Annotated in this window: 22 protein-coding genes; 10 read left to right on the top strand and 12 right to left on the bottom strand. The window is 63.6% G+C overall.

The window, feature by feature from the left end:
* Nucleotide 1: 1 nt before the first annotated feature.
* Genes LOY69_RS14115 through LOY69_RS14095 form a run of 5 tightly spaced genes read right to left on the bottom strand, consistent with a single transcriptional unit; the run spans nt 2 to nt 3,832 of the window.
* Entirely contained in the window at nt 2–832 is an 831-nt protein-coding gene (locus LOY69_RS14115) for a DUF2797 domain-containing protein (RefSeq protein WP_102879619.1), read from the bottom strand.
* The gene (locus LOY69_RS14110; protein WP_011061566.1) at nt 829–1,089 is read right to left on the bottom strand and encodes a YeaC family protein; all 261 of its coding nucleotides are present in this window, start codon (nt 1,087–1,089) and stop codon (nt 829–831) included. The genes LOY69_RS14115 and LOY69_RS14110 overlap by 4 nt, the downstream gene beginning before the upstream one ends.
* Nucleotides 1,090–1,104: 15 nt before the next feature.
* Nucleotides 1,105–1,974, bottom strand: a complete 870-nt coding sequence (locus tag LOY69_RS14105; RefSeq protein ID WP_102879620.1) for a rhomboid family intramembrane serine protease — start codon at nt 1,972–1,974, stop codon at nt 1,105–1,107.
* Complete coding sequence (locus tag LOY69_RS14100; protein ID WP_181430804.1) at nt 1,971–2,945, bottom strand: metallophosphoesterase; 975 nt, start codon at nt 2,943–2,945, stop codon at nt 1,971–1,973. Before LOY69_RS14100 ends, LOY69_RS14105 begins: the two co-directional genes overlap by 4 nt.
* Complete coding sequence (locus LOY69_RS14095) at nt 2,942–3,832, bottom strand: NAD(+) kinase (protein ID WP_007920913.1); 891 nt, start codon at nt 3,830–3,832, stop codon at nt 2,942–2,944. Before LOY69_RS14095 ends, LOY69_RS14100 begins: the two co-directional genes overlap by 4 nt.
* 162 nt (nt 3,833–3,994) lie before the next feature.
* On the opposite strand from LOY69_RS14095, the gene LOY69_RS14090 reads away from it, so the two are divergent.
* Nucleotides 3,995–4,972, top strand: a complete 978-nt coding sequence (locus tag LOY69_RS14090; RefSeq protein WP_265074782.1) for a DUF1853 family protein — start codon at nt 3,995–3,997, stop codon at nt 4,970–4,972.
* An 86-nt stretch (nt 4,973–5,058) separates the two neighbouring features.
* Here the strand turns inward: LOY69_RS14090 and LOY69_RS14085 are convergent, their stop codons facing one another.
* Both LOY69_RS14085 and LOY69_RS14080 read right to left on the bottom strand, forming a co-directional pair.
* On the bottom strand, nt 5,059–6,345 hold the full coding sequence (locus tag LOY69_RS14085; protein WP_265074781.1) for an arsenic transporter: 1,287 nt from the start codon (nt 6,343–6,345) through the stop codon (nt 5,059–5,061).
* Between the two features lie 147 nt (nt 6,346–6,492).
* Nucleotides 6,493–7,050 carry an NADPH-dependent FMN reductase gene (locus tag LOY69_RS14080; protein ID WP_265074780.1) on the bottom strand — a complete coding sequence of 186 codons (558 nt, stop codon included), beginning with the start codon at nt 7,048–7,050 and terminating at the stop codon, nt 6,493–6,495.
* Nucleotides 7,051–7,265: 215 nt separating this feature from the next.
* Here LOY69_RS14080 and LOY69_RS14075 point away from each other — a divergent pair, with 215 nt between their 5' ends.
* Together LOY69_RS14075 and LOY69_RS14070 are read left to right on the top strand one after the other, a co-directional pair.
* A complete protein-coding gene (locus tag LOY69_RS14075) occupies nt 7,266–7,502 on the top strand; it encodes a hypothetical protein (protein WP_102865222.1) in 237 nt (78 codons plus the stop codon).
* A gap of 74 nt (nt 7,503–7,576) precedes the next feature.
* Nucleotides 7,577–8,470, top strand: a complete 894-nt coding sequence (locus LOY69_RS14070; RefSeq protein WP_102865223.1) for a LysR family transcriptional regulator — start codon at nt 7,577–7,579, stop codon at nt 8,468–8,470.
* Between the two features lie 5 nt (nt 8,471–8,475).
* On the opposite strand, the gene LOY69_RS14065 is transcribed toward LOY69_RS14070, so the two are convergent.
* The 3 genes from LOY69_RS14065 to dnaQ form a co-directional block, all read right to left on the bottom strand.
* Nucleotides 8,476–9,054 (bottom strand): GNAT family N-acetyltransferase, encoded by a 579-nt coding sequence (locus LOY69_RS14065; RefSeq protein WP_102865224.1) that lies wholly within the window; start codon nt 9,052–9,054, stop codon nt 8,476–8,478.
* Nucleotides 9,055–9,068: 14 nt separating this feature from the next.
* A complete protein-coding gene (locus tag LOY69_RS14060; protein ID WP_102879623.1) occupies nt 9,069–11,324 on the bottom strand; it encodes an Orn/Lys/Arg decarboxylase N-terminal domain-containing protein in 2,256 nt (751 codons plus the stop codon).
* A gap of 442 nt (nt 11,325–11,766) precedes the next feature.
* Nucleotides 11,767–12,516 carry a DNA polymerase III subunit epsilon gene (gene dnaQ, locus LOY69_RS14055; protein ID WP_102865226.1) on the bottom strand — a complete coding sequence of 250 codons (750 nt, stop codon included), beginning with the start codon at nt 12,514–12,516 and terminating at the stop codon, nt 11,767–11,769.
* A gap of 180 nt (nt 12,517–12,696) precedes the next feature.
* On the opposite strand from dnaQ, the gene LOY69_RS14050 reads away from it, so the two are divergent.
* Nucleotides 12,697–13,020 (top strand): DUF2388 domain-containing protein, encoded by a 324-nt coding sequence (locus tag LOY69_RS14050; RefSeq protein ID WP_265074779.1) that lies wholly within the window; start codon nt 12,697–12,699, stop codon nt 13,018–13,020.
* 5 nt (nt 13,021–13,025) lie between these two features.
* On the opposite strand, the gene rnhA is transcribed toward LOY69_RS14050, so the two are convergent.
* Both rnhA and LOY69_RS14040 read right to left on the bottom strand, forming a co-directional pair.
* Nucleotides 13,026–13,475, bottom strand: a complete 450-nt coding sequence (gene rnhA / locus LOY69_RS14045; RefSeq protein WP_102865228.1) for a ribonuclease HI — start codon at nt 13,473–13,475, stop codon at nt 13,026–13,028.
* A gap of 108 nt (nt 13,476–13,583) precedes the next feature.
* On the bottom strand, nt 13,584–14,342 hold the full coding sequence (locus LOY69_RS14040; protein WP_102865229.1) for a methyltransferase domain-containing protein: 759 nt from the start codon (nt 14,340–14,342) through the stop codon (nt 13,584–13,586).
* 65 nt (nt 14,343–14,407) lie between these two features.
* Between LOY69_RS14040 and gloB the strand changes: the two genes are divergently transcribed.
* The 6 genes from gloB (at nt 14,408) to LOY69_RS14010 (ending at nt 22,723) form a co-directional block, all read left to right on the top strand.
* Nucleotides 14,408–15,175, top strand: coding sequence for a hydroxyacylglutathione hydrolase (gene gloB / locus LOY69_RS14035; protein WP_265074778.1), 768 nt, complete (start codon nt 14,408–14,410; stop codon nt 15,173–15,175).
* Nucleotides 15,176–15,274: 99 nt separating this feature from the next.
* Complete coding sequence (locus LOY69_RS14030) at nt 15,275–16,705, top strand: transglycosylase SLT domain-containing protein (protein WP_102879626.1); 1,431 nt, start codon at nt 15,275–15,277, stop codon at nt 16,703–16,705.
* A 245-nt stretch (nt 16,706–16,950) separates the two neighbouring features.
* Nucleotides 16,951–18,780, top strand: coding sequence for an extracellular solute-binding protein (locus tag LOY69_RS14025; RefSeq protein ID WP_265074777.1), 1,830 nt, complete (start codon nt 16,951–16,953; stop codon nt 18,778–18,780).
* Nucleotides 18,777–20,627 carry an extracellular solute-binding protein gene (locus tag LOY69_RS14020; RefSeq protein WP_110651555.1) on the top strand — a complete coding sequence of 617 codons (1,851 nt, stop codon included), beginning with the start codon at nt 18,777–18,779 and terminating at the stop codon, nt 20,625–20,627. Before LOY69_RS14025 ends, LOY69_RS14020 begins: the two co-directional genes overlap by 4 nt.
* A 1-nt stretch (nt 20,628) precedes the next feature.
* A complete protein-coding gene (locus tag LOY69_RS14015) occupies nt 20,629–21,702 on the top strand; it encodes a microcin C ABC transporter permease YejB (RefSeq protein WP_016964272.1) in 1,074 nt (357 codons plus the stop codon).
* A 1-nt stretch (nt 21,703) separates the two neighbouring features.
* Nucleotides 21,704–22,723: an ABC transporter permease gene (locus tag LOY69_RS14010; RefSeq protein ID WP_102879629.1), complete on the top strand. Its 1,020-nt coding sequence runs from the start codon at nt 21,704–21,706 to the stop codon at nt 22,721–22,723.
* The last annotated feature ends 1 nt before the right edge of the window (nt 22,724 follow it).

Raw genomic sequence — 22,724 nt, 5'->3', positions numbered from 1 at the left:
TCTACTGATGCACGGCGAGCTGGTAGGCCGTGTACTTACGAATGTTGATCACGCCGGTGTCGAAGATCAGATACTGGCCCTTGATCCCCAGCAGCGTGCCTTCGGCAATCGGGTTCTTGTCCAGGTTGAAGCTGACGATCTTGGCCGGGTACTGCTCGACCGGATAACGAATCTCCAGGGGCTCGATATCGGTCACCGGCTGAATCGCCTGCAGGCCGAAACGCTCCTGCAGAGCCAACAGGCCCTCGGCGCAGGATTCAAACAGTTGCTCGCGCACCGCCACCAGGTCCACCGCCTGGGCATCGCCCTTGAGCAAGGCACGCCAGTTGGTCTTGTCCGCCACCTGGGAGCGGAACAGATCCTCGACGAAGCCCGATTGCTGGCGGGTCGCCACGCGCATGATCGGCAGCGCCTGGCTGGCGCCCTGGTCGAGCCAGCGGGTCGGCAACTGGGTGGCGCGGGTGATACCGACCTTGATCCCCGAGGAGTTGGCCAAATAGACCACGTGATCGGTCATGCAGAACTGCTCGCCCCAGGACGGCTCGCGGCAGGTGCCGGCGTCGTAGTGGCAACGTTCCGGACTCATGATGCAGATATCGCACTGGGCCAGCTTGGTCATGCACGGATAGCAGTAACCCTGGCTGAAACTGGTCTTGGTCTTGCGCCCGCAGTGGGTGCAGTGGATCGCCCCCAGGTATTCCAGGCGCACCTGGGTACCGATCAGGGGATTGACCGGCACCTCGCTGTCACCCAGGCGAAAAGCGTACTGAACATTCGGCCCGTCCAGGCGTGCCGACATTTTGCTGATGGAACCGCGGCCAATCTCGATCAATGGATGGCATCCGACTTGAACAGGATGTTCGGCACCGGCGCCGACTTCGAGGCGCATTCCTGCGGGCCCATGTAGCCGGTGCGCTGGTCCTCGGGCAGGTTCTGCATTTCCCAGGCGATCATCGCCTGCAGCGACAGTTCGCGCTGCTCGGCGGTGAGCTTGCGGCCATCGGACCATTTGCCGATTTCTACCGCCAGCTTCAGGCTCTGGTAGATCTCGGGGGTGATGTTTTCGATCATTTCGACAAAGGACGACATACAAGACTCCAGCATTCAAAGGGCCAGTTTACGGCGACTGTACAAGCCGCCCAACAAACCAGTAAGGCAACCGACGAGCAGCCCGCCGACGTGGGCGGCGTTGGCGATTTCGCCGAAACCGATCATCGACACCAGCCCGGACAGGCACAGCAGCAGCCACACCAGCATCATCACCAGCACGCCCCGGGGCAGGCGGTAGATGGGGTTGGGGGACAGTAATTGGTAGATCCAGCAATGCCCGAGCAGACCGTAGAGCACCCCGGACAGGCCGCCGAACAGGGTCGGGCCACTGAAATAGTATTGGGCGTAGTTGGACACCAGGCTGAACAGCAGGGTCAAGCCCAGCAGGTTGATGCTGCCCTGGCGCAACTCGATACGCCGCCCCAGTTCCCAGTACCACATGCCGTTCATGGCGATATGCAGGATGCCGAAGTGGATCAGCATCGGCGTCACCAGGCGCCACCACTGCCCCGCCGCCAGGCTGTCGGCCAGGGAACTGAACTGGATGTAGTCGCCGACCACACGGAACTCGAGGAAGGTAAACCAGCCGAGGGTTTGCAGGTTGTCCCCCAGCAAGGTGATGCCGCAAACCGCCAGGCTCAGCAGCAGGATCAGCGCGGTAATCGGGCTGCGGCGCAACTGCTCCCCCAGGCCGACGCGGGCCGGGGTGGCCGCCTGCGGGATATCCAGTTGCTGCTCGGGATCGCCCTGGGGAAAGCGCTGGTACAGGCCCCGCACATCCTCACTGATGGATTCCGGCACCCAGAGCACCTGCTCGCCGGCCTCCTCACTGACCCGGTGCGGCACCTGCATGCGCTGCAGCAGTTTGACGAAACCACTCAGATCCGTGGCCAGGGGCAGACGCAAAACCGCTACCGCGCTCATCGCAACACCTCGGGCCGCTCGACGTCGACCCAGACAAATTTATTCGGGTCCAGGCGGGTTTCCTGGTCCAGCCGATACGCGGCGAGCTTGCCGTAGAGCACCGCGCTGTAATCCAGGCACGCCAGGTTGGGCCGGATCGGCGCCGGCTTGCCGCTGCGCCAGTAGTGGCCGACGAACAGCATCGGTTCGTCGGCGCCGTAGCGCAGCAGGCTGTTTTTCTCGGCCGGGGACAACGGCGTGCGCGCCACCGGATCGGGCAAGGCATCGGGCTGGAAGACGATGTCGCCGTAGGTCTGCGGGTCGTCTTCCCAGAACTTGGTGCGAAAGAACGCCCGGGTCAGGCCGTCGCCACTGGTCATGGTCAGGCCGTGGGGCAGGCGCATGTCGGTGCCGCGCAGCAGGCGATCGAAGGCGGTGCTGGCAAAACTGTCGGGCAGCGCCGAAGCCTGGAGGAAGGCTCGATCGATGCAACCGTCCGGATACTGCTGGCGCAGGGGCGCGATCAGGCCGGCATCCCAGCAAGCGTGCACCACGCGGAAACGGCCGGCGTCGACGAACAGCGGCAGTTCATAGAACCACTCGAGGAAGTCGTGCCAGTCGCCAGGGTGGTGTTCGAACTGGGTCAGGGTTTCGTGGATCAGTCGGGCATGGCGCGGGGTGTGTTCGCGCACGAACTGCTTGCCGCTGCCGGCCGCCGCCGGGGTGCTCCAGCCCAGGGCGTTGAATTCATGGTTGCCCATGATGCACAGCGCCTGGCCGGCCACCACCATGTCGTGGACGATATGCAGCGATTCACGGATTCGCGGGCCGCGGTCGATGATGTCACCGAGGAACACCGCCATGCGCGACGGGTGCCGCCAGACGCCGCCCTGCTTGTGATAACCGAGCCGATCCAGCAAGTGCTCCAGGGTCAGGGCGCAACCGTGCACGTCACCGATCAGGTCGTAGCTACGCGCGGGATCGAGCATCAGTCGCCTCCACCGCCCAGTCGGCTGCCCCAGCCGAGTTTGGTCCGACAGACCTCGTAGTAGTTGTGGTCCAGCGGATGGATCAGGCGCAGCTTCTGCGCCTTCTTGCTGACCGTGATGGTGTCGCCCGGGGCACAGGTGAAGTGGTTCTGCCCGTCACAGGAGACTTGCGGATAGATCTGCATATCTTTGGACACGACGATTTTCAGCTCACTGTTGCCATCGACCACGATCGGCCTTCCAGACAAGGTATGGGGGTACATCGGCACAATCACAATGGCATCCAGCTTGGGATGCATGATCGGGCCGCCGGCGGACAGCGCGTAGGCCGTAGAACCGGTAGGCGTGGCGACGATCAGGCCGTCGGCCTTCTGGCTGCAGACGAACTGGCCGTCGATGTAGATCTCGAACTCGATCATCCGCGTCGACTTGCCCGGGTGCAGCACCACGTCGTTGAGCGCATCGCCCTGGCCGATGGCCTCGGCATGGCGACGGACTTCGGCCTGCAGCAGGAAGCGGTTTTCCACCAGGTAGTGGCCGTCGAGCACTTCGGCAACCTTGACTTCCAGCTCATCGGGGCGGATGTCGGTGAGAAAGCCCAGGCTGCCGCGGTTGATCCCCAGCACCGGAATATTGTGCCGCGCCAGGGCCCGGGCGGCGCCCAGCAGGCTGCCGTCGCCGCCGACCACGATGACCATGTCGCAGACCTCGCCCAACAGCTTGCGCGAGGAGGTCTGCAGACCGTGGCCCGGCAGCACTTCGGCGATGGTGTCTTCAAGGATCACGTGCAGGTGGCGCGCCAGCAGAAACTTCTTCAGTCGGCGAACTGTGTCCAGCACCTGGGAACTGCCCAGGCGACCGATAATGCCGATATTGCGAAACTGCTCCATGGGGCTCCTGCGGAATTCGGGTACGGGCGAAACGGAGGATTATGGGCGAAACCCGGCGTTAGACAAAATCCTTTCAGCCACGGGCGCTTGGGAGCAGCCGACGCAACTGCGAGTGGCACGCATTTATCGCGAACGGCACAGGTTTGCGTCTATGCTCGCAAGATGCTCCTGTTCCCGGATTTGCTCAGCCTCCCCCGCCAGTTGCGTCAACCTGAAGTCCGCGACCTCGCCTGGGTCATCCTCGCGCCGCCGATGCTCAGCCATACGCCCTGGCCACAGCGCCACCCCCTGGCCGGCAGCGACTGGGTGCTGGCGCCACAACTGCTGGCCCACTGGCTGCGATGCCAGGATCTGGACAGCCGCGCCTTGCGCCATTGGCTGAATCAGGGTCGGACCCGGCGCCTGGGCCTGTACTACGAACGCCTCTGGCAATTTGCCGTGCAGCATGCGCCGGGGGTGGAACTGCTGGCGGCCAACCTGCCGATCCGCCGTGAGGGGCACACCCTCGGTGAACTGGACATGCTGCTGCGCGACCGCGAAGGCGTGCATCACCTGGAGCTGGCGATCAAGCTCTACCTGGGCCCGCAGCACGGCAACGGCTGCGACAGTGCGCAATGGCTTGGCCCGGGCTGTCACGACCGCCTGGACCGCAAGCTGGCGCACCTGGACGAGCACCAACTGCCGATTTCCGCCCGCGCCGAAAGCCGCGAAGCCTTGGCGGCGCTGGATATCCAGCAGTTCAGCGCCCACCTGTGGCTGGGGGGCTACCTGCTCTATCCCTGGCCGGGCCACGCCGAACCGCCTCAAGGCGCTCACCCGCAGCACCTGCGAGGGCGCTGGCTGCACCAGCGGGACTGGCCCGCCTTCATCGCCCAGAGCGCACCCGGGCGTTGGCAGCCCCTGCCCCGCCACGCCTGGCTGGCTCCGGCTCACTATCCGGCCGAACAGGCCTGGACGGCCGGGCAACTGCAGCAATGGCTTGCAGAACTGGACGCCCAGGCCCCGGCGCAACTGCTGGTACGACTGGTGGAAACAGCCGAAGGGGGCTGGGAAGAAGCCGAGCGCCTGTTCCTAGTGGCCGACCTCTGGCCCAACGTCCCCGCGACCCAGCCCCTAGCGCCCAGAGACCAACCTGCGTAGGCGCTGGCGTGCCAGCGAAAGTCCTCCCCCGCCGGGCACACATCTCGCCGCCCCCTTCGCCGGCAAGCCGGCTCGGTGGGGTTTCGCTATACCAGGGAAAGCCGCAACGCCAGGGCCGCCAGGGTCACCAGCAGCACCGGCAGTGTCAGCACGATGCCGACCCGGAAGTAATAACCCCAGCCAATATGGATACCCTTGCGTTCAAGCACATGCAGCCAAAGCAATGTGGCCAGGCTGCCGATGGGGGTGATTTTCGGCCCCAGGTCGCTGCCAATGACATTGGCGTAGATCATCGCTTCCTTGACCACCCCGGTGGCCTGACTGGCATCGATGGACAAGGCAGCGATCAGCACCGTGGGCAAATTGTTCATCACCGATGACAGCCCCGCCGTCAGCAATCCGGTGCCCAGCGCCGCCCCCCAGACGCCACCAGCGGCAAAGCCGTCGAGCCAGCCCGCCAGATACCCGGTCAGCCCGGCATTGCGCAAGCCATAAACCACCAGATACATGCCCAAGGAGAAAATCACGATCTGCCATGGCGCTTCCTTGAGCACTTTGCGGGTGGATATCTTGTGCCCATGTGCCGCGATCACCAGCAGCAAAGTGGCGCAGACCGCGGAAATGGCGCTGATGGGAATCCCCAGCGGCTCCAGGGCAAAACAGCCCAGCAGCAGGATCAGCAGCACCCACCAGCCGGCGATGAAGGTCGCCCGGTCATGAATGGCACTGGCCGGCTCGGCCAGTTGCCGCGGATCGTACTGCTCAGGGATGTCCCGGCGGAAAAACCACAGCAGCACCGCCAGGGTCGCCGCGACGCTCACCAGGTTGACCGGCAGCATCACCGCCGCATAACGGTTGAAACCGATCTGGAAGAAGTCCGCGGAGACGATGTTCACCAGGTTCGACACCACCAGCGGCAAGCTTGCGGTGTCGGCGATGAAGCCGGCCCCCATGACGAAAGCCAGGGTCGTGGCGGCAGAAAAGCGCAAGGCCAGCAGCATGGAAATGACGATGGGCGTGAGGATCAGCGCCGCGCCGTCGTTGGCGAACAGTGCCGACACCAGGGCTCCCAACAGCACCATGAAGGCGAACAGCCGTCGCCCCCTGCCCCGCCCCCAGCGCGCCACATGCAGGGCCGCCCAGGCGAAGAACCCGGCCTCGTCCAGCAGCAGGCTGATGATGATCAGCGCAACGAAGGTGCCGGTGGCGTTCCAGATGATCTGCCACACCACCGGGATGTCGGCCAGTTGCACCACGCCGCAGAACAGGGCCAGGAGCGCGCCGAACACCGCGCTCCAACCGACGCCCAGGCCTTTGGGCTGCCAGATCACCAGGGTAATGGTCAGCAAGAAAATCGATACTGCAATCAACATGACTAAGAAATCTTGAATAAAGAGGGGGCTAGCGCAGGAGCTGGCTTGCCAGCGACCGTGCACCTGAGGCTGATACAAGCCCCAGGAGCCCGTTCGCCGGCAAACCGGTGCCTACCAGAGCAGGAGAATGTGGGTGACAGACAGCACTCAAGCCTTCTTGTGCTGCTCGACCCATTGGCCGTAGGCGGTGATGAAGTTCTGCAGGAACGGCCGGGTCGCTTCCGACAGCTTGCCCGCCTCGTCGAACGCCGAGCCGGCGCCGCCCAGGTAGGCTTCGGGCTGCTGCATGCACGGCACATTGAGGAATACCAGGGATTGGCGCAGGTGGTGGTTGGCACCGAAGCCGCCGATGGCCCCGGGGGAAACGCTGATCACCGCTCCGGGCTTGCCGCTCCAGGCACTTTTGCCATAGGGACGCGAACCGACGTCGATGGCGTTCTTCAGGGCTGCCGGTACCGAGCGGTTGTACTCCGGGGTGACGAACAGTACCGCATCGGCAGAGCCGATCTGTTCGCGAAAGCGGGTGTAGGCCGCGGGTGGCGTCACGTCGATGTCTTCGTTGTACAGCGCCAGATCGCCAATCTCGACGATGCTCAACTGCAGGTTCGCCGGCGCCAGCTCGGCCAGCGCCAGGGCCACCTTGCGATTCAGGGATTGTTTTCTCAGACTGCCGACCAACACTGCGACTTTGTAGACATTGCTCATTGCATTCCAACCCTTGGCTTGAAGAAGGTGTTAGTTATAGATGAGCCTGGGGGTCGCCTGCTACCCCACACAAACCATTTCCCTGCATAAGTTCCAAGACCTGGGAGGCCGCCTGCTGCGACGGCGGATTATTTTTTCCGGCCGGCAAAACTTACCTTGCACACGTCGGGTCTACAGCACCGAATTTGCGTGTTTTATCTCCAGAGGCTCTAAAGATGGCAGCAGTACTTGTCGGACAATTCCATGCAAGAGATGCCGAGGGACGGGTGTATTCAGTGCACGAGTTCCAGGAATCCATGCCCGCAGAGGGCGACCAGGCCAGCTCGGAGCCCGTTACCACCTACCGCCTGGCCATTGGCGACCGGGTCAAGAAGCTCGATGACAATCAATTCCTGCTGGTGCAATCGGACGTCACCATCGTGCGGGAGCCGGAAACCTATGTCAGTGAGTGATCATGCCCGCCGGCCCGGACTTGGGGTAGGATTCAACGCCTGACTCCCTAACCGGCTGGACATGGACTTCAAGCATGCGTTTACGTCATATCGAAGTGATTCAGGCGCTCCTGCAAACCGCCCACCTGGGCACCGCCGCCGAGCTGCTGCAACTCTCGGTGGCTGAAGTCGAAGCCCTGCTACGCGATGCCGAAAGCCAATTGGGGTTCATGCTGTTCGCCAGCGTGCGCGGGCGCTTGCAGGCCACTCGCGAAGCCCGGGAACTGCAACCGGCAATCAACCGGGTGTACGACGCTTTCGAGCCGGTACAACGCCTGGCTGACAGCCTGAGGTTTCATCAGGCGCCGCCTTTGCGCATCGTTGGCACGCCCCCGCTGGTCCAGCAACTGCTGCCTCAGTGCATCGCGGCCCTGCGCCGGCGCTTCGCCGATACGCCCTGCAGCCTCCTCAGCCAGAGCACCCGCGACATGGTCCACAGCCTGCTGCTGCACGACTGTGACCTGGGCCTGAGCCTGCATGACCCCGAACACCCGGACATCCACAGCCAGGCCCTGGCTCAGGGCAAGCTGTTTTTGCTGGCGCCCCATGGCTGGCTGCAACCCAAGCAGAAATACGTAGCCCTGCAGGAGCTGGCGGGCCAGGCCATGGTGGGCCTGGAGGGCCAGGACCCGCTGAGCGTGATACTCACCAGCAAGCTGCAGAATCTGCGCCCAAGCCCGGTAATCCAGACCCGGGTACAGACCTACCAGATGATGCGCAGCCTGGTGGAGGCCGGCGAGGGCCTGGCCATCGTCGACCCGTTCACCGCCGTGGGTGCCCGTGGCGCCGGGCTCGATGCCTGCCCCTTGTCACCCCCCATCAGTGTCACGCTGTACGCCTTGCGCCGCAGTTCCGGCGAGGACTCGCCCCTGCTCGGCGCCCTGCTGGAACTGCTGACCGAGCAGGCCGAAACGCTGCTGGCCGGCTAGGACCGTTACGCCTGAGGCTCATCGGCAAACAGCCGGTACCAGAAAATCGCCACCTCGCTGGTATTCGGATCGATGCCGCGATAACGCAGGTGATCCACCCCGCCCACCACGTAGCCGCAGCGCTCATACAGGCGACAGGCGCCGAGGTTGTTGTTCTGGGTTTCCAGCATCACCCCCGGCAACTGCTTCTTGCGACTCCAGAACTGCGCCACCTCCAGCAGCCCCTTGGCGACGCCGTGCCGCCGGGCCGGCGCATGCACCGCCAACTCATCGATATGCCCGTAACCGTTCCAATTGGTGCTGACCACCACGTGCCCCACGGGCTGGTCGTCCAGGTAGGCCATGAAGATCTCGCTGTCCGCGGCGTTGCGGTAACTGCTGAATTCCTCGGGATCGATGCCATAGCACTTGCGGTAAGGCACGATCCTGCGCAGCGGCCAGTCCGCCACCGGCATGCCCCGCTCGGCCTCGGCGTAGGCACTGACTTCGAAGCTGAAGTCGCTGCCCCAAACGTAGGCGGCGAAGCCCTCGTCGGCCACACGGATCGCCAGTCCCGGATACTTGGGATTCACCACAGGTTGCATAGCAGGAAAACTCCTCATGCTTTGACGCAATCGACGGTGTACTGCCGGCCATGGCCCTGGTCGTCATGCTGCAGGCCATGCACATCGGCGACGAACCCTGGGAAACTGCTGTCGAAAGCTCGGGCAAAGGCCAGGTAGTCGATGATCGAGCGGGTCGCTTCGGTAAATCGCTCACCGGGCATGATCAGCGGAATACCCGGCGGGTATGGCACCAGCATCACCGCCGCGATACGCCCCTGCAGTTGATCGATGGACACCGCCTCCACTTCGCCGCGCACCAGATGGTCATAGGCATCGGCGGGCTTCATCGCTACCTCCGGCAGCACCGTGTACATGCGCTTGAGGTGCTTGGCCGTGGCGTTGCTGCGGTAGCAGGCGTGCAACTGGTCGCACAGATCCTGCAAGCCCATGCCCTGATAGCGCTGCGGGTCCTGCCCGGCGACGCTGGGCAGGCAACTGGCCAGACTGACATTGGCGTCGTAGTTGCGCTTGAACTCCAGCAGCTCGGTGAGCAGCGTGCTCCACTTGCCCTTGGTGATGCCCATGGAGAACAGCACCAGGAACGAATAGAGCCCGGTCTTTTCCACCACCAGCCCGCGCTCCCAGAGGAACTTGCTGACCACGGCCGCGGGAATTCCGTGTTCACTCAAGGCCCCGCCAGCGGTAAGGCCGGGCATCACCAGGGTCACCTTGATCGGATCGAGCAGCACATAGTCGTCGGTGACGCCGGCAAAACCGTGCCACTCGCCTTCGGGCTCCAGCAACCAGTCGCCGGTGCGCACCTGATCGATGCCTTCGACCCGCTCCGGCTGCCAGATCGAGAACCACCAGTCATCGGCGGCGATGTTCTGCCGCAGATTGGCCAGGGCCCGGCGGAAGCTCAGGGCTTCATCGAACATTTCCTGTAGCAGCGAGCGCCCCGCCGGCCCTTCCATCATCGCCGAGGCCACATCCAGCGAGGCAATGATGCTGTACTGCGGCGACGTCGAGATGTGCATCATGAAGGCTTCGTTAAAGCGGTCCCGATCCAGTTGTCGGGCGCCGCCATCCTGCACATGGATCATCGACGCCTGACTGAAAGCCGCCAGCAGCTTGTGGGTGGAATGGGTGGTGAACACCAGGGGGCTGTCAGCGGAGCGCGAGGTGCCCATGCCGTAACGCCCAGCGAAAAATTCGTGGAAGGCCGCGTAGGCATACCAGGCCTCGTCGAAATGCAGCACCTCGACACTGTTGCCCAGGCTTTGCTTGATCAGCTCGGCGTTGTAGCACAGGCCGTCATAGGTGGAGTTGGTGACCACCGCCAGCTTGACCTTGGGCGGTCGACCACGGGTCAGCGGGCTGGCATCGATCTTGGCCTGGATCGACTCGGGGCTGAACTCGCTCAAGGGAATCGGCCCGATGATCCCCAGTTCATTACGTTCGGGACACAGGTACAGGGGGATGGCCCCGGTCATGATGATCGAGTGCAACACCGACTTGTGGCAGTTGCGATCCACCAGCACCAGGTCATCGCGCCCCACCATGGAATGCCAGACGATCTTGTTGGCGGTGGAGGTGCCATTGATCACGAAGAAGGTATGGTCGGCACCGAAATTGCGCGCTGCCCGCGCCTCGGCTTCCGCCAGGGGCCCGGTGTGGTCCAGCAGCGAACCCAGCTCCGGCACTGACACCGACAGGTCGGAACGCAGGGTGTTCTCCCCGAAGAACTGGTGAAACGCCTGGCCCACCGGGCTCTTGCGATAGGCCACGCCACCGCCGTGCCCCGGGGTGTGCCAGGAATAGTTGGAATCGGCGGTGTGCTGCACCAGGGCCTTGAAGAACGGCGGCAGCAGGCCGTCGAGATAATTGCGCGCGGCCCGGGCCACTTGCCGGGCCAGGAACGGCACCGTGTCCTCGAACAGGTAGAGAATGCCCCGCAGCTGGTTGAGCTCGCTCATGGCATCGGCGGGGGCGTTTTCCAGGGTCATCTGCTCCCCGAGGGCGAAGATCGGCAACAAGGGTGCGCGTACCCGGGCCAGGCGGATCAGCTCCACCATGTTTTGCAGAAGATGGGTGTTTTCCCCGGCGCCCTCGGCAGCGATCAACATGCAGGCCAGGCCGTGATGGGTAGAAGCCACCAGTCGCCCTTCGGCGTAGTTGACCGCGGAAAAGATGCTGAACCCGTCCTTCTCCAGCTCCCGGGCGATGCCCCGCACCCGGTCTCCCGCCACCGTGTCGGACTTGATATCGCGGTGCACGATCAGGATCGGAAACTGCAGGTCTTTATACATGGGGCAGGCTGTCCTGAGGCGGCGGGTAGGTCCCGCCAATGGACTCAGGGTAGAAGCTCCTGGCGTCGCCTGTCACCCCGAGCACAGACTCGATGTAACAAAAGGTCGCACAGGCACAATTGCCGGCCCACGCCCCACACACCTGTAGCCGCTGCTGAGCCATGGCGAAGCTGCGTGAAGGCCCACAAGGCCTTGCTTGGCGATCTCCCGACAAACCTCTGTCGCCTAAGGAGCCGTTCGCAGCCTGCGGCAGCGGCTACAACACTCTCGGCTCGGCATTACCCTGTAGCCGCTGCCGAGCCACGGCGAGGCTGCGAAAAGGTCCACAGGACCTTGCTTGACGATCTCCCGCCAAATCTCCAGCGCCCTCAAGAGCGCCGCATCTCCTACGGAGCCGTTCGCAGCCTGCGGCAGCGGCTACAGGGCCACGGACGACAACGGCTTAGTGTTGGTTTTCGAGCAACTGGGTCCACAGGGCCGGGGCGCCGGCAGACTTGGCGATGATCTCCAGGCGCGTCTGGTGCTCGGCCAACTCGGCTTCGCTGGCGCGGATGATCCGCCCCCGCGGCCGCTCGGCCGGCAACCGGCGGATCTCCGAGGCCCGGCCCGCACCTTCACCAGAGCCGTTGCCATCCGAGGCATTGCCCGCCAGGGACAGGCTGGTCTGGCCACCGGTCATGGTCAGGTAGACGTCGGCCAGGATCTCCGAGTCGAGCAAGGCGCCGTGCAATTCACGGCCGGAGTTGTCGACACCGTAGCGCTTGCACAGGGCGTCGAGGCTGTTGCGCTGCCCCGGGTGCCGCTCACGGGCCATCATCAGGGTGTCAAGGATGGTGCAGTGCTGGGTGATGTCCGCCCGCTCGTGCTGCCCCATCAAGGCGAATTCGTTGTTGATGAAACCAACGTCGAACGCCGCGTTGTGGATGATCAGCTGCGCGCCCTTGATAAAGTCGAAGAACTCATCGGCGACTTCGGCGAAACGCGGCTTGCCCACCAGGAACTCGTTGGTGATGCCGTGAACGCCGATGGCGCCCTCATCACTCTCGCGATCCGGTTGCAGGTAAACGTGGAAATGCCGCCCGGTCAGGCGCCGACCGATCAACTCGACGCAACCGATTTCAATGATCCGGTGACCGTCGGTCACCGGCATACCGGTGGTTTCGGTATCGAGTACAACAGATCTGTTGGCCATCAGTGGTCCGTTCTCAATCTGGCAAAGGGCGGGATTTTAGCATGCCCAACCCATGGACTGTGCGCGCACCGGTCACGCCGCTGCCGCGCACTTTTTAACAGTTATTAGCAAAGCTGCTGAGGTGGGCCGAAGGCTCGCCTGCTAGGGTGCCGCCGATCTTTCCCACGGACTTTTCCAGCCATGACGACACTCCGGCGCTACCTGCCAATCCTGCTGCTGGCCGGTCTGTTCAACAACTCCGGCCAGGCCACCAGCCTGGTGATCAGCACCGACCTGAGCATGAGCGGGCTGCTGACCAGCAGCGAAGGCACCGCCGGGATCAGCAGCTCGTTCAAGGACGACAAGATCGTCCTGCAAGCCCGCAGCGATGCCGCGGCCTTTATCGCCAGCAACGGGGCGATTCGCGGCGTACAGCTGGAGTCGGCGCTGCAGAGGATTCGCCAAGTGCTGCACAACCCGCCCTACAGCGACACCCAACTGGCTGCCGCGATCCTCACCCTGTAACGCCATCAGCCCTTGTAGCCGCGAACCTCGTCTACACCCCGGTTGGCCAACTGGTCGGCACGCTCGTTACCGTGATGGCCGGTGTGGCCACGCACCCATTTCCAGGTGACGTTGTGGCGGTTGACCTGCTCATCCAGTTGCTGCCACAGGTCGGCGTTCTTCACCGGCTCCTTGGCTGCGGTCTTCCAGCCGCGCTTCTTCCAGTTGGCCATCCACTCGTTGATGCCCTTCATCACGTACTGCGAGTCGGTGACCAGCAACACGTCGCACTGGCGCTTGAGCTCTTCCAGGCCGCGAATCGCCGCCATCAGTTCCATGCGATTGTTGGTGGTGTTGGCTTCGCCGCCCCAGAGTTCCTTCTCGACCCCCTTGCACACCAACAACGCGCCCCAGCCACCAGGGCCGGGATTGCCCTTGCAGGCACCGTCGGTAAAGATTTCTACGCTATCGCTCATCCACGCCTTCCATCAGAAAATTGCCAGTGGCCTGCCGATTGCGGTCGACAGCGCCCTGGGCCGAGGTCACTCGGCCGGTCTATATAAAAAGAAGGTTGCTGCAGGTCGTCAGGGTTCGCTGTTACGGCGATTGACCTTGGCCATGGGCAGTGGCAACAGCTTGCCCATGGGTTCGCGTCGCACCTGGCGCACCGGGCGCAGGCCGACGGCGATCTTGCGCGCCACCAGCAGGTAAAAGCCGCCGCCGGCCAGTTGCCACTGCCCGGCCTTGCGCTCCCAGCCCGCCAATCGAGCCTGCCATGCCTGCGAGGCAAGCGGCGGACGATAGCACCCGAAGCGGCGTTTCTCCAGCGCGAACCCCAGCAGGTTGAGCCAGTCGCCCACCCGCGACGACGAGATGCAACGGGCCTGGCGCAAGGCGTCATGGGCGAAGACATGGCGCAGGCCCCAGGTGCTCCAGGGGTTGATACCGATAATCAGCAAGTGGCCGCCGGGCCTTACGCTGCTGGCCGCCTCGCGCAGCAGGCCGTGGGGCGACAGGCAGAAATCCAGGCCGTGTTGCAGCACCACCACATCGGCGGCATGTTCGCTCAAGGGCCAGGCCTGTTCCTCACAGACGATCTCAACCCCGGGCAACGGCGCGCCCAGGCGTACATTGCGCTGCACCTGGGGCGCCGCCGGCGGGGTCTGCGCCGAGGGCCCGTAATGCACCAGGTAACCGCCGAAGAAACGCCCCAGCTCTTCTTCAAGCATGCGTCGCTCTTCATCCAGCAGAAACTGCCCCAGAGGGCCGGACAACCAGTCCCGGGCCGCACTGATCAGGGCCAGCCAGTCGGGATCTGCCTGAGCGAAGGCTTTATCGGTCATTGCATTCTCCAACACGCCAAGAAGTTCTAAGATGCGCCATTGTTTTCCGCTTGGCGAATCCAAAGATGATACAGATCAGTGCCCTGCCCGCCTTCACCGACAACTACATCTGGTTGTTACAAGACCATCGCAGCCAGCGCTGCGCCGTCGTCGATCCCGGCGATGCGGCGCCGGTACTGGCCTGGCTGGAACAGCACCCGGGCTGGAGCCTGAGCGACATCCTGGTGACCCACCATCACCACGATCATGTCGGCGGTGTCGAGCACCTGAAACAGCACAGTGGCGCCACGGTCTACGGCCCCGCACAAGAAAAGATCCCCGGACGCGACGTGGCCCTGAACGACAACGACCACGCCAACATCCTCGGCTGGGACTTCGAGGTGTTCGCCGTACCGGGCCATACCCTGGGGCATATCGCCTACTACCATCACGGCCTGCTGTTCTGTGGCGACACCCTGTTCGCCGCCGGTTGCGGCCGCCTGTTCGAAGGTACCCCAGAGCAGATGCACCATTCCCTCAGCCGCCTCGCCGCGCTGCCGGACGACACCCTGATCTACTGCACCCACGAATACACCCTGAGCAACCTGCGCTTCGCCCAGGCAGTGGAACCCGCCAACCCGGACATTGCCCAGCGTCTGGAAAAGGTCACGCAGATGCGCGAGCAAGGGCGCATGACCCTGCCATCAACCCTGGCCCTGGAGAAACTGACCAACCCGTTTTTGCGTACCGGTGAAACATCCGTTAAACAAAAAGCGGACGAACGGAATGGCCAGGATAACCCGTCCCAGAGTGCGGTCTTTGCGGCCCTGAGGGCCTGGAAAGATAAGTTCTAAGCCGGCCAACTGTTGGCACAAAAATTCTGAATGGTTGACCGCACCCCGGGTGCTTTCTAGAATCGCCCGACATTTTTGCCCGGAACTTACTTCCAGCCAATGTCGTCATCTATTCGTTATTCCATCAGTTCAGACGCATTGACGCGCTTGGCCCAGGCCATCGCGGTAGCTGTGTCAGCGACTCTTGCGGGCTGCCAAAGCACCGGTCATGCCCCGCAGAGCGACGCGACACACACTCAGAATTTCAACGCCCGCATCAAGCAGAAACCCATCTGGCTGAGCAACCAGCCAAGCCCGCAAGTCCCCCAGGATGTCTGGGAACGCATGCGCCAGGGGTTCCAACTGCAAGAAGGCCAGGGCGTCAACCCGCGTATTGAACAACAGCGCCTGTGGTTCGCCAGTAACCCTTCCTTCCTGGAAAACGCCGGCGAGCGCGGCAGCCTCTATATCCACTACATCGTCGAACGTCTCGAAGAGCGCAACATGCCGCTGGAACTGGCGCTGCTGCCAGTCATCGAAAGCGCCTACAACCCGCTGGCCTATTCCCGGGCCGATGCGGTGGGACTTTGGCAGTTCGTTCCGGCCACCGGTCGCTACTTCAACCTGCGCCAGACCCGCTTCTACGATGGCCGACGCGACATCACCGCGTCGACCACCGCGGCTCTGGACTACCTGACCCGCCTGCACGACATGTTCAACGGCGACTGGCTGCTGGCACTGGCCGCCTACAACGCCGGCGAGGGCACGGTCAGCCGGGCCATTGAGCGTAACGAGAAGCTCGGCCTGCCCACCGACTACTGGAACCTGCCGCTGCCGACGGAAACCCAGGCCTATGTACCCAAGCTGCTGGCCCTGTCCCAGGTGGTGCTGGCCCCGCAAGCCTACGGCGTCAATCTCAACCCGATCGCCAACGAACCCTACTTCCAGGTCGTGGAAATCAACCAGCGCATGGACCTGTCCAAGGTCGCGGCGGTGGCCAACATCGACGAGGACGAGCTGTTCCAGCTCAATCCGGCGTTCAAGCAGCGCACCACCGTCGATGGCCCGCAACACCTGCTGGTGCCAACGTCCAAGGCACAGCTGCTGACCACCAGCCTGTCCACCATGAAACCCGAAGAGCTGATCAGCAAACGCTCCCTCAAGCCGGTCTTCGACCGCGACGAAGGTCGCGACTCACTGCGGCCCAAGCGTATCTATCGGGTCAAGAACGGCGACAACCTGACCCTGATCGCCAAGGCCAACAAGGTGGATGTGCAGGACCTGCAACGCTGGAACAAGCTCAGCGGCAAGAACCTCAAGGTCGGCCAGACCCTGGTGATGCAGGACACCCGCAAGGCCGCCGGCAAGAAAACCACCGTCGCCAGCAGCGGCAAGCAGAAATCGACCCGCTACAAGGTCAAGCAAGGCGACTCGCTGTACATCGTGGCCAAGCGTTTCAATGTGGAAATGCAGCACCTCAAGCGCTGGAACCCGCGCGCAGCCCAGGCCCTCAAGCCGGGCCAGATGCTCACGGTCTACCTGCCGCACTGACAGGGCAACCCGGCTCGTTGTGGCGAGGGAGCGGGCTCGCGCTCCAGTGCACAGCACCGGCAAGCCCTGAAAGCTGAGGGTATCTGAAGTCACGCGGCGCCTGGGTCAATGGGCGCTGCGCGCCCCAACGGGAGCCAGCCCCCTCGCTACACAAGCCGCAGAAAAAGCGCGCTTTTTCCTGCTGATACAAGCTGTTACTGTACGGAGCACAAAGCCCAAGCCGCCTGGATCGGATCTCTGACTCGATGCGTCCCCTCCTTCTGTTCTTCATCAGTCTGGCCTTGAGCTTTCCCGCAAGCGCAACGATCACTGAAAGTCATGGTTATGCGCAGTTTGGCACGCTCAAGTACCCGGCCAAGTTCACCCACTTCGACTGGGTCAATCCCGTGGCGCCCAAAGGCGGCACCTTGCGGGTCATGGCCTTTGGCACCTTCGACACCCTCAATCCCTATACCTTCAAGGGCATCAGCCCGGTCGCCACGCCGAACTTCCTGCAATACGGCGTCAACGAGCTCAACGAGCCGTTGATGGTGGGCACCGGCCTCTATGCGCCCTCCGGCGATGAACCCACTTCCAGCTACGGCCTGATCGCCCGCTCCGTGGAATACAGCGAGGACCGCAGCTGGGTGGTGTTCAACCTGCGCCCCGAGGCACGCTTTCACGACGGCAAGCCGATCACCGCCTATGACGTGGCGTTTTCCTACCGCCTGCTGCTCAAGGAAGGTCACCCGCAGTACCGCACCAACCTGCAGGAGGTGCAGCGGGTGGATATCCTCGGCCCGCAGCGCATCCGCTTCGTCTTCAAGCGCGCCGGCAACCCGCTGTTGATCCTGCGTCTGGGGGAGTTGCCAGTCCTGCCCCAGCACTACTGGAAAGACCGCGACTTCAAGGCCACCACCTTCACCCCGCCTCTTGGCAGCGGCCCCTATCGCATCACCCAGGTCCAGCCCGGGCGCCAACTGGTGTTCGAACGGGTCAAGGACTATTGGGGCAGGGACTTGCCGGTCAAGCGCGGCTTCAACAACTTCGACCGGGTCGAGGTGGAGTTCTACCGCGACAGCGACGTCGCCTTCGAAGCCTTCAAGGCCGGCGAGTTCGACATCTACATCGAGCACCAGGCCAAGAACTGGGCCAACGGCTACAACTTCCCGGCGCTCAATCGCGGCGAGGTGATCAAGGCCCAGGTGGCGCACCAGATCCCCACCCAGACCCAGGGCCTGTTCATGAACACCCGCCGCGGGACTTTCGCCGATGTGCGGGTGCGCGAGGCCCTGGGCCTGATGTTCGACTTCCAATGGACCAACCGCACCCTGTTCAGCGGCGCCTACCAGCGCGCCCTGAGCTACTACCCCAACAGCGAATTCTCCGCCACGGGCCTGCCGGTGGGGCACGAATGGCTGCTGCTCTCCCCCTACCGCGAGCAACTGCCCCCCAATCTCTTCACCCAGGCCTTCAGCCTGCCCCGTACCGAGGGCCGCGGCATCCCCCGGGATACCCTGCGCCGCGCCCTGGGGCTGTTGGCCGAAGCCGGCTGGAAGCTCAATGGCCAGCGCCTGCAGAACAGCGCCGGGCAGCCGCTGCGCTTCGAGCTGATGCTGGTCAATCCCAACCTGGAGCGCATTCTCCAGCCTTATGTGGAGAACCTGGCCAGCATCGGCATCGACGCGCGCCTGCGTACCGTGGACCGGGCGCAATACAAGCAGCGCCTGGACCAGTTCGACTACGACATGATCCTCATGACCCTCAACCAGACCCTGAGCCCGGGCCTGGAGCAATGGCAGTACTTCCACTCCAGCCAGGTCTCGGTCAAGGGCAGCAAGAACTATGCAGGCATCAACAACCCCATAGTCGATCACCTGCTGGAGCAACTGCTGGCCGCCCAGAGCCGCGACGAGCAACTGGCCGCCGGCCGCGCCCTGGACCGGGTGCTGCTGTGGCAGCACTACATGATTCCCAACTGGTACCTCAACTATCACCGACTGGCCTACCGTAACCGGTTCGCCTTGGTCACCACGCCGCCCTACAACCTGGGCTTGAACGCCTGGTGGCTGAAGTCCCTGGAGAGTCCCCAATGATGCCTCTGCGTGCCCTGCTCCTGCGCACCAGCGGCCTGTTGTTCGGCGTCATCGCCTGCTGTGCCCAGGCTGCGCCGCAACATGCCCTGACCCTGTACAACGAAGCGCCGAAATACCCGGCGAACTTCCAGCACTTCGACTTCGTCAACCCTGATGCGCCCAAGGGTGGCACCTTCCGCATGGCCGGTTTCGGCAGCTTCGACAGCCTCAATCCATTCATCAGCAAAGGCGTGCCCGAGCAGAACATCGGCCTGATCTACGACACCCTGATGGCCCAGAGCCTGGACGAGCCCTTCACCGAGTACGGGCTGGTGGCGGGCAAGATCGAGAAAGCCCCGGACAACAGCTGGGTGCGTTTCTACCTGCGCCCGGAAGCGCGTTTCAATGACGGCCAGCCGATTCGTGCCGAGGACGTGGTGTTCAGCTTCCAGACCCTGATGAGCGCCGGCTCGCCGCTGTACCGCGGCTACTACGCCGACGTCGACCAGGTGATCGCCGAAGACCCGCTGCGGGTGCTGTTCAAGTTCAAGCACAGCAACAACCGCGAACTGCCGCTGATCCTCGGCCAACTGACGGTCCTGCCCAAGCACTGGTGGGAAAGCCGCGACTTTGCCAAGAGCAACCTGGAAGTGCCCCTGGGCAGCGGCCCCTACCGGGTGACCGCGGTCAAGGCCGGACGCTCGATCCGCTACGAGCGGGTCAAGGACTACTGGGGCCGCGACCTGCCGGTCAACCGCGGCTTCTACAACTTCGACGTGATCACCAGCGATTACTACCGCGACAACACCGTAGCCCTGGAAGCCCTCAAGGCCGGGCAGTTCGACTACTGGCTGGAGATGAGCGCGAAGAACTGGGCCAACGCCTACAACACCCCGGCCGTGGCCCAGGGCCGCTTGATCAAGGAACAGATCGCCAACGGCAACCCCACCGGCATGCAGGGTTTTGTCTTCAACACCCGCCGGCCGCTGTTCCAGGACGTGCGGGTACGCCACGCCCTGAGCCTGCTGCTGGATTTTGAATGGAGCAACAAGCAGCTGTTCAACGGCGCCTACACCCGCACCCGCAGTTACTTCGAGAACTCGGAGATGGCCGCCACCGGCCTGCCGGGCCCGGAGGAGCTGGCGATTCTCGAACCGCTGCGGGGCAAGATCCCGCCCCAGGTGTTCGACCAGGCCTTCTCGCCTTCGGTGTGCGACGGCAGCGGCATGATCCGCGCCCAGCAGCGCCAGGCCTATCAACTGCTGCAGGAAGCCGGCTGGCGCATCGTCGACGACAAGATGGTGGACGCCCAGGGCAAACCGGTGGTGATCGAGTTCCTCCTGGCCCAGACCGAGTTCGAGCGGGTGCTGCTGCCGTTCAAGCGCAACCTGGCCGACCTGGGCATCGACCTGGTGATCCGCCGGGTCGACGTGTCCCAGTACATCACCCGGGTGCGCTCGCGGGACTTCGACATGATCGTCGGCAGCTTTCCCCAGTCCAACTCCCCAGGTAACGAGCAGCGCGAGTTCTGGATGTCCTCCAGCGCCGACAAGCCCGGCAGCCGCAACTACATCGGCCTCAAGGACCCGGCCATCGACACCCTGGTGGAAAGCCTGATCAACGCCGATTCGCGCGCCAGCCTGGTGGCCCACGCCCGGGCCCTGGACCGGGTCCTGCAATGGGGCTACTACGTGATCCCCAACTGGCACATCAAGACCTGGCGCGTGGCCTACTGGGATCACATCGGCCACCCGCAAGTCGCGCCCAAGTACGACATCGGCATCAACACCTGGTGGATCAAACCCGATGCCAAGCCTGCCGTAGAACCGGCCCCGGACCAGGCGGCCACAGCCGACAGGGAGCAATGACATGCTGGCCTATATCGTTCGCCGACTGCTGCTGATCATCCCTACCCTGCTGGGCATCCTGCTGATCAACTTCGTGATCATCCAGGCCGCCCCCGGCGGGCCGGTGGAGCAGATGATCGCCAAGCTCGAAGGTTTCGACGGCGCCACCAGCCGCATCGCCGGCGGCGGCGCCGAAGTCTCGGTGGCCGGCTCCAGCTACCGTGGCGCCCAGGGCCTGGACCCGGCGCTGATCAAGGAAATCGAGCACATGTACGGCTTCGACAAGTCGGCGCCGGAACGCCTGTGGATCATGATCAAGAACTACGCCACCCTGGACTTCGGCAACAGCTTCTTCCGCGATGCCAAGGTGGTGGACCTGATCAAGGAAAAGATGCCGGTGTCCATCTCCCTCGGGTTGTGGAGCACCCTGATCATGTACCTGGTGTCGATCCCCCTGGGGATCGCCAAGGCCACCCGCCACGGTAGCCACTTCGATGTCTGGACCAGCTCGGCGATCATCGTCGGCTACGCGATCCCGGCCTTCCTGTTCGCCATCCTGCTGATCGTGGTGTTCGCCGGCGGCAGCTATTTCAACTGGTTCCCCCTGCGCGGCCTGACCTCCAACGACTTCGACCAGCTGAGCTGGGGCCGCAAGATCCTCGATTACTTCTGGCACCTGGCGCTGCCGGTCACCGCCCTGGTGATTGGCCACTTCGCCACCATGACCCTGCTGACCAAGAACAGCTTCCTCGACGAGATCAACAAACAGTACGTGGTCACCGCCAAAGCCAAGGGTCTGACCCAGCGCCGGGTACTCTACGGTCACGTGTTCCGCAACGCCATGCTGTTGGTGATCGCCGGCTTCCCCTCGGCCTTCATCGGCATCTTCTTCACCGGGTCCCTGTTGGTGGAGGTGATTTTCTCCCTCGACGGCCTGGGCCTGATGAGCTTCGAGGCGGCGATCAACCGCGACTACCCGGTGGTGTTCGGCACCCTGTTCATCTTCACCCTGCTGGGGCTGGTGGTGAAACTGATCGGCGACCTGACCTACACCCTGGTGGACCCACGCATCGACTTCGACAGCCGGGAGCATTGAGATGAACCTGTCCCCCCTCAATCGCCGGCGCTTCGAGCGCTTCAAGGCCAACAAACGCGGCTGGTGGTCGCTGTGGCTGTTTTTGGTGCTGTTCGTCCTCAGCCTGGGCGCCGAACTGATCGCCAACGACAAGCCGCTGGTGGTGCACTACGAAGGCGGCTGGTACTTCCCGGCCCTCAAGCGCTACCCGGAAACCACCTTCGGCGGCGAATTCCCCCTGGAAGCCAACTACAAGAGCCCGTACATCCGCGAACTGCTGGCACAGAAGGACGCCTGGGTGCTCTGGGCGCCGATCCCCTACAGCTACCAGAGCATCAACTACGACCTGCGGGTGCCGGCCCCGGCGCCACCGTCGACGGACAACCTGCTGGGCACCGACGACCAGGGCCGCGATGTGCTGGCCCGGGTGATCTACGGGTTTCGCATCTCGGTGCTGTTCGCCCTGACCCTGACCATCCTCAGCTCGATCATCGGGGTCATCGCCGGCGCCCTGCAGGGCTTCTACGGCGGCTGGGTGGACCTGGCCGGGCAACGCTTCCTGGAAATCTGGTCCGGGCTGCCGGTGCTCTACCTGCTGATCATCCTGGCCAGCTTCGTGCAGCCCAACTTCTGGTGGCTGCTGGGGATCATGCTGCTGTTTTCCTGGATGAGCCTGGTGGACGTGGTGCGCGCCGAGTTCCTGCGCGGGCGCAACCTGGAATACGTGCGCGCGGCCCGGGCCCTGGGCATGCAGAACGGCGCCATCATGTTCCGCCACATCCTGCCCAACGCCATGGTCTCCACCATGACCTTCATGCCCTTTATCCTCACGGGCGCCATCGGCACCCTCACCGCCCTGGACTTCCTCGGCTTCGGCCTGCCCCCCGGCGCGCCATCCCTGGGCGAACTGGTGGCCCAGGGCAAGTCCAACCTGCAGGCGCCCTGGCTGGGCATCAGTGCCTTTGCCGTGCTGGCGCTCATGCTCAGCCTGCTGGTGTTTATCGGCGAATCCGCCCGCGATGCCTTCGACCCGAGGAAATGAC

The sequence above is a fragment of the Pseudomonas sp. B21-059 genome, from assembly GCF_026016285.1.
Taxonomy (GTDB): Bacteria; Pseudomonadota; Gammaproteobacteria; order Pseudomonadales; family Pseudomonadaceae; genus Aquipseudomonas; species Aquipseudomonas danubii.
The sequence above is the reverse complement of the archived record's forward strand: the minus strand, read 5'-3'. Positions and strand labels throughout refer to the sequence as shown.